This is a genomic window from Paraburkholderia sp. (assembly GCF_026225065.1).
GTDB lineage: Bacteria > Pseudomonadota > Gammaproteobacteria > Burkholderiales > Burkholderiaceae > Paraburkholderia.
This window is the reverse complement of sequence record NZ_JAMFSB010000050.1, coordinates 1-15,736: the sequence shown is the minus strand read 5'-3', so window position 1 is coordinate 15,736 and position 15,736 is coordinate 1. Positions and strand designations below refer to the sequence as shown.

At 61.9% G+C, this 15,736-nt stretch carries 11 protein-coding genes; 6 read left to right on the top strand and 5 right to left on the bottom strand.

All coding sequences use genetic code 11. From position 1 onward, the window contains the following. Positions 1–20: 20 nt before the first annotated feature. Entirely contained in the window at positions 21–1,205 is a 1,185-nt protein-coding gene (locus M0954_RS04005; protein ID WP_297351757.1) for a glycosyltransferase family 4 protein, read from the bottom strand. 466 nt (positions 1,206–1,671) lie between these two features. Here M0954_RS04005 and M0954_RS04000 point away from each other — a divergent pair, with 466 nt between their 5' ends. Then, positions 1,672–2,442, top strand: a complete 771-nt coding sequence (locus M0954_RS04000; RefSeq protein ID WP_123386577.1) for a transporter substrate-binding domain-containing protein — start codon at positions 1,672–1,674, stop codon at positions 2,440–2,442. An 83-nt stretch (positions 2,443–2,525) separates the two neighbouring features. After that, on the top strand, positions 2,526–3,650 hold the full coding sequence (locus tag M0954_RS03995; RefSeq protein ID WP_297351755.1) for a succinylglutamate desuccinylase/aspartoacylase family protein: 1,125 nt from the start codon (positions 2,526–2,528) through the stop codon (positions 3,648–3,650). A 114-nt stretch (positions 3,651–3,764) separates the two neighbouring features. Here M0954_RS03995 and M0954_RS03990 read toward each other — a convergent pair whose 3' ends face one another. Both M0954_RS03990 and M0954_RS03985 read right to left on the bottom strand, forming a co-directional pair. Next, on the bottom strand, positions 3,765–5,894 hold the full coding sequence (locus tag M0954_RS03990) for a phosphocholine-specific phospholipase C (RefSeq protein ID WP_133893930.1): 2,130 nt from the start codon (positions 5,892–5,894) through the stop codon (positions 3,765–3,767). 63 nt (positions 5,895–5,957) lie between these two features. Next, a complete protein-coding gene (locus M0954_RS03985) occupies positions 5,958–6,311 on the bottom strand; it encodes a hypothetical protein (protein WP_148079475.1) in 354 nt (117 codons plus the stop codon). Between the two features lie 216 nt (positions 6,312–6,527). Here M0954_RS03985 and M0954_RS03980 point away from each other — a divergent pair, with 216 nt between their 5' ends. The 4 genes from M0954_RS03980 (at position 6,528) to M0954_RS03965 (ending at position 14,033) form a co-directional block, all read left to right on the top strand. Then, positions 6,528–8,477, top strand: coding sequence for an amylo-alpha-1,6-glucosidase (locus M0954_RS03980; protein ID WP_297351753.1), 1,950 nt, complete (start codon positions 6,528–6,530; stop codon positions 8,475–8,477). A gap of 127 nt (positions 8,478–8,604) precedes the next feature. Further along, entirely contained in the window at positions 8,605–11,325 is a 2,721-nt protein-coding gene (locus M0954_RS03975) for a glucosidase (RefSeq protein ID WP_297351751.1), read from the top strand. Between the two features lie 158 nt (positions 11,326–11,483). Next, positions 11,484–13,070 carry a glucose-6-phosphate dehydrogenase gene (zwf, locus tag M0954_RS03970; RefSeq protein ID WP_123386573.1) on the top strand — a complete coding sequence of 529 codons (1,587 nt, stop codon included), beginning with the start codon at positions 11,484–11,486 and terminating at the stop codon, positions 13,068–13,070. A 207-nt stretch (positions 13,071–13,277) separates the two neighbouring features. Then, the gene (locus M0954_RS03965; protein WP_297351768.1) at positions 13,278–14,033 is read left to right on the top strand and encodes an ROK family protein; all 756 of its coding nucleotides are present in this window, start codon (positions 13,278–13,280) and stop codon (positions 14,031–14,033) included. A gap of 53 nt (positions 14,034–14,086) precedes the next feature. On the opposite strand, the gene M0954_RS03960 is transcribed toward M0954_RS03965, so the two are convergent. Together M0954_RS03960 and M0954_RS03955 are read right to left on the bottom strand one after the other, a co-directional pair. Further along, positions 14,087–15,082 carry an aldo/keto reductase gene (locus M0954_RS03960; protein WP_123386572.1) on the bottom strand — a complete coding sequence of 332 codons (996 nt, stop codon included), beginning with the start codon at positions 15,080–15,082 and terminating at the stop codon, positions 14,087–14,089. A 56-nt stretch (positions 15,083–15,138) separates the two neighbouring features. Continuing rightward, a partial coding sequence (locus M0954_RS03955; protein ID WP_297351749.1) for an MFS transporter occupies positions 15,139–15,736 on the bottom strand: 598 nt, incomplete at its 5' end.

Sequence of the window (15,736 nt, the reverse complement as noted above, 5' to 3'; positions counted from 1 at the left end):
CAGTGAGCCTATTCCCGTTTCTAAGCCGCTTCCTGCGTGCGACTCGCCGGGCCGATCATCGCTTCTGCCAGTTCGATGGTATTCGACGCGAACAACGCCGGCGTCCAGCGCTTCGCAGACGACAACGCGTTGGCGGAGAAGCGTTCGCGCAACTCGCTGTTGGTGCCCAGTTGCATGATCTTCGCCGCTAGCGCCGATTCGTCATCCGGCTCGACGATGAAGCCGTTGACGCCGTCCTGCACCAGTTCGTTCGCCACACCGCAAGCATGCGTGACGATGGCCGGCGTACCGGCTGCAAAGGCCTCGTTGATACAGAGACCCCACTGGTCGAATTTACTGGCGAGCACGACGAAATCCGCCAGCGCGTAGAGCCCGGGCATATGGGGGTTTGGCACCGAACTCAGGATGAGCACATGTTTGGCCAACCCGAGCCGGTCGATCTGCTCCAGCAATTGAGCTTTGCATGGACCTTGCCCTACCAGCACGAGAGAGATGCCGCGCAGGTGCAGTCCCGCGTGAAAGAATGCGCCAATCAACAGGTCGATATTCTTGCGCGCCACGAAGCGGCTGACGCATAACACGTAACGCGGCGGCAGCGTGAAGCGCGCGCGAATTTCGTCTACCGCCGAAACGGCTTCGCGGGCCATTCTGGAAAAGTACTCGACGTCGATCACATCAAAGCCTACACGCGAGCGTTCCATTGGGATACCCAACGATTCCGCGTAGGCACGGTGCTTTTCGCCGGCGACAAGGGCGGCGTCGAACCTCGACACCAGCAAACGCTTCGCACGTTCCTTGATGGTGTAACGCTTGCCGTCGTCGGCTTTCGAGTCCGACATGTAGATCAGCGAAAAGCGGCGCGTCAGCGCTTTCAGCACGCACAGCACGATCGAATAGTTGGTGTTGTAGCCCAGCGTGACGACGACGTCCGGAGCAAAGTTGCGGAAGACCGTTAGCAGCTCGGCCGCCACCCGGAAGGTGTGACCGTCGCCTTCGCTAGCGTCCTTGATTAACGTGACGCAGTTCGCGGGATGAGTATTGAAGAAGGCCGCGCGGCGATCCTGAGGGAAGCCGTACACGCCGGATTTGCCGAATATCTCGACGAGAAATACTTCGTGGCCGCGGCTGTTGGCAAGGCGGAGAAGCGCTTGATACCGGGGGACATGGTAGTCACCCAGATTGCCGACGACGAATAGGACTCGCATGGAAGGGCTAACGGATCGGGATAAGGTTGGCAGGATGCTCATGGCGCAAGCATGTCACTTGTCTCCTTGACCGTTTGGCGCGATCGGAGTGTTTTTGCGACTACGTTGCCGGTCAATCGTAATGTTCTTGTGGCCATCCTAACCTGCTGGCGGCCCTGCCCAAAGAGTTGTCCGGGGACGGCGAGGGTTTGGCGGACAAGTCAGAGTGGCGGACCCCATTTCCCGACGGGACGACTCACGAATCGCGCCCATTCACCGCTATCCCGCCCGCGCACGGGCGGCACGGGCCGAGACAGGGTGAGACCGGCTGACGCGATGGGGGATCGCTAAATGTGATCGCGATAGCCCGGGAGGGCTTCTTTGGGGCGCCAACGCGGGTTAGCATGAGGCCAGCCAGACGCCGCGCGGTCCAGCCGCACGCCATCCGCTCCTTTCCGACAAACGCCCCAACCCCGACCGCCTCGCCATGAAGACTCCGTTGATGATCCTGATCGCCGCGCTGACTATCAGCAGCGGTGCGTTTGCTGCTGATAGTGGCACGTTGCGCCTCGGCATTGACCCGAGCTACCCGCCGATGGATTCGAAGGCCCCAGACGGCAGCGTGAAGGGCTTCGACGTCGACCTCGGCAACGAAATCTGCCGGCGCATCCACGCCAGATGCGAGTGGGTGGAACTGGAGTTCTCCGGGATGATCCCTGCGCTGCAGGCGCGCAAGATCGACGCGATCATGTCGTCGATGGCGATTACTGAAAAGCGCGAGCAGCAGATCCTGTTCTCGTCGAAACTGTTTCAGTTCAAATCGCATCTCATCGCGAAGCAGGGCTCGGGGTTGAGCGACGCGCCGGCGTCGCTAGCCGGCAAGCAGATCGGCGTGCAATCGGGCACGCAGTTCGAAACGTATGCGCAAGCCCACTGGGCGCCGCATGGCGTCAGCGTGGTAGCGTATAAGAGTCAGGACGAGGTCTTCGCGGACCTGGTGAATGGCCGCCTCGACGGCGCCCTGCTGGGTACGGTGGAAGCGGATCAAGGCTTTCTGCGTACGCCGGCCGGCAAGGGCTTCGCGTTTGTCGGCGCGCCGCTGTCGATGGGCGACCATGGCACCGGCATTGGTCTGCGCAAGGACGAAACAGCCCTGCAGGCGTCGATCAATGACGCGATCGCTTCGATGTTGAGGGACGGCACGTATGCGAAGATTGCGCACAAGTACTTCGACTTCGATCCGTACGGCAGCGATTGATCACCAATCGCTGCGCTCACGCTGCTGTACAGACATAGAACAGATATAGATAACGTTGGTCCCTCCGCATTCGCTATACGCTCATGAAGAAACAATCGATCCCTCTGCTGTCACCCGCCATTGGCACTCATCGTGAACTGGTGAGCTTTCATTTTGGACCTGAGGACAGTGGCCAGAAGATCTACGTACAGTCGACCCTGCACGCGGACGAAACGCCCGCGATGCTGACGACGGTCCTGTTGAAGCGTCGTCTGCTCGAACTGGAGGCGCAGGGCGCCCTGGCTGCGGAGATCGTTGTGGTGCCGGTGGCGAACCCGGTCGGGCTCGGCCAATACGTGTTGGGCCAGTTTCTCGGACGCTTCGATCTGGCCAGCGGCAAGAACTTCAACCGCAATTTCCTGATGTTTCCGCGTCTGCTTGAACGCGCCAGGGAGTCGCTCGGAACTGACCCGGTGGCGAACATCCAGACCGTCCGGCAACTGATGAGCGCGGAGCTGAACGAGCAGAAGCCGCTGACCGAATTCGAATCGCTGCAACTGGCTCTGCAAAAGCTTTCGTTCGATGCAGATGTCGTGATCGATCTGCACTGCTCACTGGAAGCGGTGATGCATCTGTACACGAGCGAAGCGGGTTGGCCCGACTTCGAGCCGCTCTCGCGCTATCTCGGCGCACGCGCTTCGCTGCTCGCCACGGACTCGGGCGCGGCCGCATTCGACGAGATGTATAGCCTGCTGTGGTGGCAGCTGCAGCAGAAGCTGCCGGCGCACCAACCGGTTGGGACCGGCACGGTTGCGGTGACGGTGGAATGCCGCGGCCAACGCGACGTCTCGTACGCGGTGGCGCAACAGGATGCCGATGCACTGGTCGATTACCTGGTGTGGCGTAAGGCGATTCGCGGCGAGCCGAAGCCGCTGCCCGAGCTGCCCGAGCTGCTCGCGCCGGCCACGCCGCTCGCGGGAAGCGAGCAGTTCTATGCGCCGGTGAGCGGAATACTCGTGCACCGTGCGAACATTGGCGACAGCATTCGCGCAGGCGATCCGCTGTTCGACATCATCGATCCGCTGACCGACGAGACGACCACCATCAGTAGCAAGACCGATGGCGTTTTCTATATGCGCCGTGCGATCCGCTTCGTGACAGCGGGCGCGCCGCTGGGCCGCGTTACGGGAACGAAGCCGCTGCGCACCGGCGTGCTGCTGGGTGCGTGATACCAGCGGTGATGCGTGCAGCCGTACCGCTGAACGCGCTGGGCATCGACCGGCACTCGCCGCTTAACAGAAGCGACGCGTGCAAGTGCGATGCCCAGCGGCATCTCAACGGTTTCAGACCACCGTCAACGTCGGCGCGACAGCGGCCGGGTCGCTGATGCTCGGACGGCCGTTTTCGACGTGGCCGGCGAGGCGGCGGCTGTAGCTGGCGTCGTCATTGCTGCTGACGGTCAGATCGTACCAGTGGTGGCTCGACGCCAGCACCCATGCTTCCTCGATCTCCGCGCCAGCCGGCACGATCACCTGACGTGGACGCGCACCGTACGCATTGTCGATCACCGTCAGGCGGGCGATGCCATTGCCCTTGTTGGTGAGCTTCAGGTACACGTTGCCGTTTGCTACGTCGTAGTGCGTGCGGACTTCCGGCAGCGACGGCTTGCTGTTCCTGCTCTGCGTCTGAACGGCATTGCCTGCAAACTTGCGGACAAAACCATTCGGACCGAACGCTTCGAACGTGTAGACGCCGATCGTCGAGGTCAGATCGAAAGTCTCCGTCAACGACTTGCCTGCTTCGACGGTGTAGCGCCACGGGCCGTCGGTGCGGTTGGTTGCGTAGACGTAGAAGTGCGCACCGTGCGCGCCGGTGTTGGCGAGATCGATCGTGAAAGTGTTCGCCTTGACATCCACCTTGCCGTTCACGTGCAGTTCATACGGCAGCGCACGGGCAAAACGGATGCCCGATTCCTGCGCGTCGAACGGACCCGGCGTGGCCGGCACGACCGGCGCCGGATTCACGGCGCACTGGTTGTTGGCCATGTTGATGTAGTTGCTGGTGTCCGGCAGCGGCGGCATCGTCGCATCCGGCGTGCGGAAGTCGAACGCCGTCGTCAGGTCGCCGCATACGGCGCGGCGCCATTCCGTGATGTTCGGCTCCGTGACGCCAAAACGCTTCTCGATGAAACGGATCACCGACGTGTGATCGAACACCTGTGAGCAGACAAAGCCGCCCTTGGTCCACGGCGAGACGATCGTCATCGGCACGCGCGGTCCGAGGCCGTACGGCAGGCCGTCGGCGGTGTAGCTGCCGCCACGCAGCGGATTCACCACGTTGTGGATTTCGCCCGCCACGCTGACCGTCGATTGACCCTGAGCCGCGGTCGTTGCCGGTTGCGGCGGCACGAGGTGATCGAAGAAGCCGTCGTTCTCGTCGTACATGATGAACAGTACGGTCTTGCTCCAGACTTCCGGGTTCGACGTCAGCGCTTCGATGATCTGCGAGGTATATTCCGCGCCATAAGCGGGCGTATAGCTCGGGTGTTCCGAATACGCTGCCGGCGGGCACAGCCACGATACTTGCGGCAGGTTGCCCGCGAGCACGTCGTTCTTCAGATCGACAATCGTGCGCACCGTCTGTGCGCGCTCGTAAAGTGCCGAGCCCGGTTGTGCGTTGATATAGTTGACGAAGTTCTGCAGGATATTGGTGCCGTAGTTGCCGTTCAGCGGATCGGCGCCGGTCAGCCCTTGCTGGTAAACCTGCCACGAAATGCCCGCAGCCTGCAGACGTTCGGGATACGTCGTCCACGAGAGCAGCGCATACTTCGGCGGCCCATCGCCGTCCACGTAGTCGTTGTTGTCGAGCAGCGGTCCGCCCATCGTGCCGCTCGGGTCGACCATACCGGTCATCAGATACGAGCGGTTCGGGTGTGTCGGGCCCGGCATCGAGCAGAAGTAGGCGTCACACATGGTGAACGCGTCGGCCAGTGCGTAGTGAAACGGAATGTCGCTACGCAGGTAGTAGCCCATAGTCATGTCAGTCTTGTACTGCGGCCACTGGTTGTACGCGCCGTTGTTGATGGCATAGTGCGTCGGGTACCAGTTGTGGTCGAGATCGCCAATACATTGTGCGCTGGTGGTCTGCGTGTTCAGGTGGAACGGCAGAACCGGTTGCGCCGCGTTCTCTTTGGACGGCTGATACCACACCGGCTGTTGGCCGCCCGGCAGCGGAATCGGGAATCGGTCGTTGTAACCACGTACGCCGCGCATGTGGCCGAAGTAGTGGTCGAACGAACGGTTCTCTTGCATGAATACCACGATGTGCTCGACATCCTCGATCGTTCCGGTGCGCGAATTGGCCGGGATCGCCAATGCATTGCGGATCGATTCAGGGAATGCGGCCAACGCGGCGGCGGCACCGGCGGATGATGCAACTGTCTGCAGGAAACGGCGACGGCTGTTTGAGGTCATTGGTTATCACCTTCTGCGGGGGGAAAGAATAGCGCGTCTCGTGCGCTGGGGGTAATCCGTTGGTTAATTGCTGTGGCCACTCGGGTCGCTGTCGCCGGGCGCATAGCGCAGCACGGGAGTAACCTGCTGGCTGTCTCCTGCGAGGCTTGCCTCCACGCTGTGCACAGCGCTGTCCGATGCGGCGGTCGCGCCAGGCGTAGCGGTGCCCGCTAGCGCGGCTGGCGCGCCCCATGCGGGAGGCGTTGCCGCCAGGTTTGTCTGAGGGGCTGACGGTGTGGCCGCAGGTGTTGCTGTATTGGTTGCGGCATTGCTTTGTCCGACGCTTGCCGAACTGCTGTCGTCCGGACCACAGGCGGTCAATAAAACGGTTGTGAGTGCAACGACTACGGCTGTGGCCGCGACCTGGAAATTTCGCATGTCTGCATCCTCGTTCGGGGTAGCGGGATGCAGTCTCCAGTGACTTCAAGAAAATATTATGAAATACGGTGTAACGTTTGCGCGATGCGAAGTTGATGGCTATTTTTTGGAATTCGGAAAGTTATTAGAAATAATGCCGAGCGCAAATCTGGCGATTTTTCCTTGCTGTTTCATTAAATCGGTAAGATCTGGACAGCAAAAAAGGTGGGTGTAAAAATGACGCGCATCGACAAAACTTTCGATTCCTTCCAGCTCGAATACGAGTGGCTCGAGGCGGACGGCTTCGGCGGCTTCGCATCGGGAACAGTCGGCACGGCGCGTACGCGCCGTTATCACGCGCTGCTGCTGACGGCGACGCATCCACCTGGAGGGCGCGTCGCGCTCGTCAATGGTGTCGAAGCGTGGCTCGAAGCAGACGGCACGCGCTATCCGCTCACCATGCAGCGTTATGTGCCAGACGTGGTGTATCCCGACGTGTCGTCCAGCCTGCTCGGTTTCGACACGCAACCGTGGCCGACGTGGCGCTTCCAGCTCGACGGGGAGGTGGTACTGATCGCCGAGGTGTTCGTTGCGAAGGCGAGCTGCGAGACGGTCTTGCGTTGGCGTCTTGCGCCGGGCAGTGCGAGCGCTGAAGCCGCGAGCCGTTATACGTTGAAGGTGCGGCCGCTTTTATCGGGCCGCGACTATCACGCACTGCATCACGAGAACGCCGCGTTCAATTTCAATGCGCAGACGGATGATGCACGGGCCGAGGTGAGCTGGCAGCCATACGGTGACCTGCCGGCGATTCACGCGTCGACCAACGGGACGTACGACCATGCGCCGGACTGGTATCGAAACTTCTGCTATGTGCGAGAGCGCGAACGCGGCCTCGATTTCAGCGAAGATCTTGCGACGCCGGGTGTGTTCACCTTCTCGCTCGCCGACGGCGCAGCACTGATGATTCTGCGCACGGGCCCGCAAGCCGATGCCACGCCGACTGTCGAACGCGCGCAGGCGCTGGCCGACGCCGAATTTGCGCGTCGCAGCGCATTCGCGTCGCCACTGCATCGCTCAGCGGACGCTTACCTTGTTGCGCGCGAGAAAGGCAGCACGCTGGTCGCGGGCTTCCCATGGTTCACCGACTGGGGCCGCGATACGTTTATCGCGATGCGTGGTTTGTTGCTGGCGTCGGGCCGTCACGAAGCGGCGGAGTCGATCTTGCTCGAGTGGGCCAGCACGATCTCCGAAGGCATGTTGCCCAATCTCTTTCCCGACTATGGCAGCACGCCGGAATACAACGCCGTCGATGCGTCGCTATGGTTTGTGGTTGCCGTGCACGACTACCTAGCCGCAGAGCAAGCCTGCGATGGCACACGCAAGCGTCTGCAGCAGGCGGTCGAGGCGATCCTAACAGGCTACAGCCGCGGCACCCGCTTCGGCATCCGCGCCGATGACGACGGCTTGCTGCGCGCCGGGGTGCCAGGTGTGCAACTGACGTGGATGGATGCGAAGGTGGGCGACTGGGTCGTGACGCCGCGCATCGGCAAGCCCGTAGAAGTTCAGGCGTTGTGGATCAACGCGTTGCGCATTGCGGCGAAGTGGAATCCACAGTGGCAGGAGCCCGCGGCGCGTGCCTCGCAAGCATTTACGCAGCGCTTCACGGATCCGGCGAGCGGCGCTTTGTTCGACAACGTCGACGCGGACCACGTGCCTGGCAAAATCGATCGCTCGATCCGGCCGAACCAGATTTTCGCGGTGGGAGGCTTGCCGTTTCCGCTGCTCGAAGGCGCGGCGGCGCGCGCAGTGGTCGAACAGGTCGAGACGCATCTGTTGACGCCGCTTGGCTTGCGCACCCTGGCGCCGTCCGATCCTGCCTATCGTGAACGCTATGCGGGCGGTCAGGTCGAGCGTGACAGCGCTTATCACCAGGGGACGGTGTGGCCGTGGCTGATCGGCCCGTTCGTCGAGGCATGGCTGCGCGTGAATCAACCGGCTGAAGGTGCGCGGGCCCAGGCGCGCACGCGCTTTCTTGCGCCGCTGATCGAGTATCTCGACCGCGACGGCCTTGATCACCTCTGCGAGGTCGCCGACGGTGATGCACCGCATCATCCGGGCGGCACGCCGTTCCAGGCCTGGTCGCTGGGGGAATTGCTGCGGGTTAAGCGGATGCTGGCGAATGGGTGAATCGCACGGTGGGCTGCGGAGCAGGCACGGGGCAAGCCCCGGATAAGCCCACGCCGCCGCACCCCTTGAGCAAAACGCGCTAGGATGTGAGTCCCACCGCCAAGCTCGAAAAGCAAGGAACCGCTCCATGCCGCCGCTGCGTGCCGCCAATCTGCTCGCAACCATCGAAGGCACCCGCCTGCACTCCAGGGAATGCGCCCGCTGGCAGCGCTGGGGTCCCTATCTGAGCGAGCGCCAGTGGGGCACCGTGCGCGAGGACTACAGTCCGAACGGCACCGCATGGGACTACTTTCCCCACGACCATGCCCGCAGCCGCGCCTATCGTTGGGGCGAGGACGGCATTGCCGGCTTCGGCGACGACAAGCTGAACTGGTGCGTCTCGCTCGCGCTCTGGAATCGCCAGGATCCGATCATCAAGGAGCGCCTGTTCGGCCTCACCAACTCGCAGGGCAATCACGGCGAGGACGTCAAGGAACTGTATTTCTACCTCGACGGCACGCCCACCCATTCTTATATGCGGATGCTGTACAAGTATCCGCATGCCGCGTATCCGTATGACGATCTGGTGCAGGAGAACGCGCGGCGCGGCGCGGACATGCCCGAATACGAAGTGCTCGATACCGGCGTGTTCGACGACAACTGCTATTTCGACGTACAGGTCGAATACGCCAAGCACACGCCCGAAGACATCGTGATGCGTGTCACGGTCGAAAACCGTGCGGACAAGTCTGCCTCGCTCGACGTGCTGCCGCAGATCTGGGCTCGCAATACGTGGTCGTGGAAAGAGACGAAAGACCGCCCCTCGCTCACTAAACAAGCGGCACGCGGCGAAACGTCTCTGCTTGGGCGCCAGCAAGGACATGATTCGTTTGTGGTGACCGCGTGGTCGAAAGACACGCCCGAACTGACCTGGCTGTTCTGCGAAAACGACACCAATGTCAAACGCCTCTTCAATATGGACGGGGCGGGTCCGTTCAAGGACGGCATCAACGAGTACCTCCTGCACGGTGATACGCAAGCGGTACGGTCCGACAGCGGCACCAAGGCGGCGGCCCACGTGCCGCTTGAGCTCGCGCCCTACGGCCGCGCGGTGATTTATATGCGCTGGCGTCCCGAGTCCGCGCCGGATGACGTGCCGCTCGATGTCGACGCGCTGTTTGCCCGCCGCCTTGCCGAAGCCGACGGGTTTTATGCGGCATTGCAGCACGAGATTCACGATCCCGACGCGCGGCTTGTGCAGCGGCAAGCGCTGGCCGGCATGCTGTGGTCGAAGCAGTACTACCAGTTCGACGTCCAGCGCTGGCTGGATGGCGACCCGGCGCAACCCACGCCTGATGCAAATCGCAAGCGCGGCCGCAACGCCGACTGGCGTCACCTGTGCAACGCGGACATCGTCTCGATGCCCGACAAGTGGGAATACCCGTGGTACGCATCATGGGATCTCGCCTTCCATGCCGCAGCCTTTGCGCTGATCGACCCGGAGTTCGCCAAGCGGCAGTTGCTGTTGCTGGTCAAGGACCGCTATCAGCATCCCAACGGTCAGTTGCCGGCCTACGAGTGGGCCCTGGGCGACGCCAACCCGCCGGTGCACGCGTGGGCCGCGTGGCGCGTCTATGAAATCGACCGGGCGCTCATGGGCAAAGGCGATCGCGATTTCCTCGAACTGGTGTTTCACAAACTGCTGCTGAATTTTTCGTGGTGGGTGAACCGCAAGGACGCCGACGGCCACAATATTTTCCAGGGCGGCTTTCTTGGGCTGGACAACATCGGCATCTTCGACCGCTCGTCGCCCCTGCCGACCGGCGGTCACATCGATCAGGCCGACGGCACCGCATGGATGGCGGCGTACGCGCTCGATCTGATGCGCATCGCACTGGAACTGGCATTTGCCAATCACGTGTTCGTCGATATCGGCGTGAAGTTCTTCGAACACTTCCTGTACATTGCCGAGGCGGTCAGTTGCGACGACGACTGCGAGACCGGCTTGTGGGACAGCGCTGACGAATTCTTCTACGACAAGCTGAGACTGCCCGACGGCACCAGCGAGCCGATGCGGGTGCGTTCGATGGTCGGCTTGATCCCGCTGTTTGCGGTGCATGTGCTCGAAGAGCGTCTGCACGCCCTGCCGGGTCTGCGTGACCGGCTGTTCTGGTTCCTCGAGCACCGTCCCGATCTTGCCAAACTGGTCTCGCGCTGGGATGAACCTGGCAAGGGCAACGCCCTGCTGCTGTCGCTGTTGCGCGGACACCGGATGAAGGCGTTGTTGCGCCGTGCCCTCGATGAATCAGAATTCCTTTCCGATCACGGCGTACGGGCACTCTCGCGGGTGCATCGCGACGAGCCGTTCGTCTTCAGACACAACGGCGACAGCTTTTGCGTCAAGTATCTGCCGGCCGAATCGGACTCGCGTGTATTTGGCGGCAATTCGAACTGGCGTGGGCCGATCTGGATGCCGGTCAACTATCTGCTGATCGAGTCGCTGTACGAGTTTCACCGCTACTACGGCGACGATTTCCGCGTGGAGTTTCCAACCGGTTCCGGCCAGAAGTTCTCGTTGCGCGAAATCGCCGACCAGCTCGCACGGCGCGCCACTACGCTATTTCTCAAGGACAGCAACGGCGAGCGCCCGGTGATGGGCGCGTATCCGCTGCTGCAAGCCGACCCGCGTTCGAGCGATCTCGTGCTGTTCCACGAATACTTTCACGGTGACAATGGCCGTGGCGTCGGCGCTTCGCACCAGACCGGCTGGAGCGGGCTCGTTGCGTTGTTACTGCAGCCGCGCGCGACGGGCGAGAGCGGCGATGTGCCGGCGCCAGCAGAGGCTGAGCCGGCCTTGGCCACCAAGTAGGCGCAGCGCAAAATGAAGGGGGAGGGCAGGGTCAGGCGTATTACAGTCACCCTGCAGGCAGACGATTCGTAACTGATTTTGAACTGTGCGGCGGCGGCCCTGGTCTTTCTTCTATTGCCACGTCTGTTCCACTGGCTTACTTCGATCAAGTGAACCCTATGTCGACTCCTTCGAACGCACCTGATTCAAGTTCCTCCTCTGCCGGCGCGCAGTCTTCCACTCCTGTCGTACCGGCAGGCAAACACCCGGCGCCGCCGTGCACCCTCGTGATCTTCGGCGCGGGCGGCGATCTCACTAAACGCCTCCTGATGCCCGCGCTGTACAACCTGACCGTCGACGGTCTGCTGGATCCGCAGATGAAGATCATCGGCGTGAACCACGGCCAGGTCGAAACCAGCGCGTGGCGCGACGATCTGTACAAGGCCCTGCAACAGTTTGCGGCCGACAAGGCCAGCACCTTCCACACCTCGAAGCTCGACGACAAGGCGTGGAGTTCGCTCGCGCAGCGCCTCGAATATATGGCGGGGGAATTCGAAAGCGACGACACGTTTTCCGCCCTGAAACAGAAGCTCGAAAACACGCCCGGCGGTAACGTCGTGTTTTACCTCGCCGTCAGTTCACGCTTCTTCAAGCCGATTGTCGAGCATCTAGGCAAGGCCGGCCTGCTCAAGGAAGGCGACGACGGCAAAGGTTTCCGCCGCATCGTGATCGAGAAGCCGTTCGGTACGGATCTTGCCTCCGCTCGCGATCTGAACGAACATATTCTGAGTAATGCGAAGGAAGAGCAGGTCTATCGTATCGACCACTTTCTCGGCAAGGATACGGTGCAGAGCATCATGGCCGTGCGCTTTGCGAATGCCTTGTTCGAGCCGATCTGGCGGCGCGAGTACATCGACTGCGTACAGATTACGGCGTCCGAGACGATCGGCGTGGAAGGGCGTGGCTCGTTCTACGAACAGACCGGCGCGTTTCGCGACATGCTGCCGAACCACCTGTTCCAGTTGCTCGGCATGGTCGCCATGGAACCGCCTAATTCCTTCGATGCCGAAGCGGTACGCGACAAGAAAGCCGATATCTTCGACGCTATCCAGCCGGTAAAACCGGATGACGTGGTATTCGGACAGTACGAGAAGGGACCGGCAGGGCCGGGTTATCGGCAGGAGCCCGACGTGGCGCCCGACAGCCAGACGGAGACGTATGCCGCGGCGCGCGTGCTCGTCGAAAACTGGCGCTGGTCCGGCGTGCCGTTCTATCTGCGCACCGGCAAGCGGCTTGCGGCGCGTCGCACGGAGATCTCGGTGCAACTGAAAACGGTGCCGTTCCGGCTGTTTCGCGACACCCCCGTCAATGCGCTGACGCCTAACGTGCTGACCTTGCGCATCGATCCCACGCACGGCACGAGTTTCGATTTCAACGTGAAGGCGCCGGGGCCAATCATGCAGATGGGCGCTGTGCAGTCGTCCTTTAACTATGGCGACTTCTTCGATGAACAGCCGAACGTCGGCTATGAAACACTGCTGTACGACTGCATGCTCGGCGACGAGACGCTGTTTCAGCGTGCCGACAGCATCGAAACGAGCTGGGCCGCAGTGGACGACGTGTTGCATCCGAAGGGCAGTCCGCTGCCGGTGCATGGCTACCCGGCGGGCAGCCAGGGTCCGGCTGAGGCGGATGCACTGCTGGCCCGCAACGGTCATGCATGGCGGCCTTTAAGCAAGGACAAGGACGCGGACGCGAAGAAGTAAGGCTAAACACCACACTACCAGGGGACCACCGTGGCGACACGTAAGACCAACGTCAAAGGTAACGTCAAGAGCAGTGCTAGCAGCACCGTTAAAACCACTGCTAAACGTGCGGCGAAGAAGCCTGCGGTGAAAGCCGCGGCCGAGCCTGCGGCCCGGACTGCAGCCAAACCCGCGGCTAAAAGCACCGTCAGGCACAGCGCGGGGTACATCCTCTCCATCGATGTGGGCGGCACCGGTCTGAAGGCTGCGATCATCGACACGCACGGCAAGATGGTCACCGAGCGTCTGCGCGTGGCGACACCGCATCCGTGCACGCCCGAGCAACTCGTCGATACGCTGGTGAAGCTGGTCGAGCCGCTGATTGCAGAGCATGCGCCTGCGCGCATCTCGATTGGCTTTCCGGGTTTCGTGCGCAACAACCGCGTGCTGACGGCACCGCATTTCGGCGACGAAGGCTGGCATGACATTCCGCTTGCCGATTCGCTAGCCAAACGGCTCGGTGGCTTGCCGGTGCGTATGATCAACGACGCCGAAGTACAGGGCTTTGCGGCGATCCAAGGTCATGGCATTGAGTTCGTGCTGACGCTTGGCACGGGAGCGGGTACGGCACTGTTTCGCGACGGCGAGCTGATGCCGCATCTGGAGCTGGCGCATCACCCGGTCAGCAAGAACCGCGCGTACGACGAATATATCGGCGACGCGGCGCGCATGCAGGCGGGCAACAAGCGCTGGAACCACCGCGTCGAGAAAGTGATCGGGATTCTGGCTTCGCTCGTGAACTACGACAAGCTGTGGATAGGTGGCGGCAACGCCGCGCGCCTGAACTTCAAGCTGCCCGCTAATGTTGCGGTCGTATCGAACGATGCGGGCATTGAAGGCGGGGCGAAGCTCTGGCATCCGCGTTCATTGCGTGACACCCGGCAGTTGCCGGAAGCGACCCAGCGTACGGGCATTTTCGAGTAATCGACGTGAGAGATGCGATTGCCGGTTGGTAATCGCATCTCCGCTTTGGCCGTTTAGCGTGCCGCGTCACCCCAACGATATTCGTGCGTCACATCGTCGAGTTGCGCTTTCAATTCGGCGTTCAGTGTGAGGTCGATCGCGCTGAGCGTGTCCGTCAATTGATCAGGATTGCTTGCGCCGATGATGGCCGATGTGATGTGCGGATTCGCGAGCACCCAGGCGAGTGACGTTTTCGTCAGCGATACGCCAGCGTCCGCTGCGATGCCCTTCAGCTTTTCGATGGTGTCGAATTCGCGCTTATGCCAATAGCGCTCCTGATACGTCGCGCCGGCTTTGCCAACCGTTTCGGTGAAGCGGCCAGCCTCCGGTTGAGCGTCGTGGCGGTGTTTGCCGGTCAGCAGGCCGCCTGCCAGCGGGTTATATGGAATCACCGCCAGGTGTTCCTCTCCGCAGAGCGGTAGCAACTCGCGTTCGATCTGCCGGAACAGCAGGTTGTAACGCGGCTGAACGGAGACGAAGCGCGTCACACGCAGCACATCCGCGCGCCCCAATGCGCGCGCTAGCCGGTAAGCCAGAAAGTTCGATACGCCCACATAGCGTGCCTTGCCCGAGCGCACGATGATGTCGAGTGCCTCCAATGTTTCGTCGAGCGGCGTTTCGTGATCGTCGGAGTGCAACTGGTACAGGTCGACATAGTCGGTGCCGAGACGTCGAAGAGACGTGTCGATGGCATCGAGCAGGTGCTTGCGCGACGCGCCTTGATCCCATGACGACGGCCCAACCTTGCCCACTGCTTTAGTGGCAAGGATGAAGCGGTCGCGTTTGCCCCTCAACCAGCGGCCGACGATTTCTTCGGTGCGTCCCGCGAGGTCTTCCCCACCGCCCAGCGGATAGACGTCCGCGGTATCGATGAAGTTGACGCCGGCTTCCGCGGCCTTGTCGAGGATGCGGTGCGAGACCGCCTCTTCGGTTTGCAAGCCGAATGTCATCGTGCCGAGACATAGACGTGAAACGCTCAGGCCAGTGCGGCCGAATTTACGGTATTGCATGGTGGACTCCGCGAGAGGAACAGGTTGCCGGTTGCGTGAAACAAAAAGCATAGCGCTTATCGACAATCTGTGTCGGCGGCGACGGCAAGCCCGGCAACCTGCGGCTGCTTGCTAAAACGTAAGGCTACAGCCGTGAGGCAAGCCGCCGCGACGCAGCCAAGCACCATGAAGACATCGCTGGTAGACAGCAGGCTCGTCAGTACAGCACCCACGCACGGCGCGATGAACTGCACGAACATCCCCGCGGATTGCAGGGCTGCACTCGCGCCCGCCACCTGATCTGCGAGACGCCGGGCGATAAACAGTCGGCACTCGACCCTGAAGCGTGCACCCATGAGACCGGTCACGAAGAACGCGAGCGCGAGCAGCCACTCGGCCGGACGCAACGGCAACCGGAAGATGCCGCCAATGGCGATGAACACGGCACACGACACGAACGCCGGCGCAAGCAGTGGTCCGAGGCCTGCCCTCTCGGCATTGCGTCCCATGGGGAGCAGACTGCCAAGCACGCCGCCTAGCGCAGCACAAGAAACCACAATGCCAAGCACCGACTTGTCGAAACCCTGGTTTCTCAGCATGAGCGGAAACTGATTGTTGACGGCCGCCGCCAGCGCGAAGTAAATGCCGGTGCACAGCAGCAGCGGCAGGATGGCG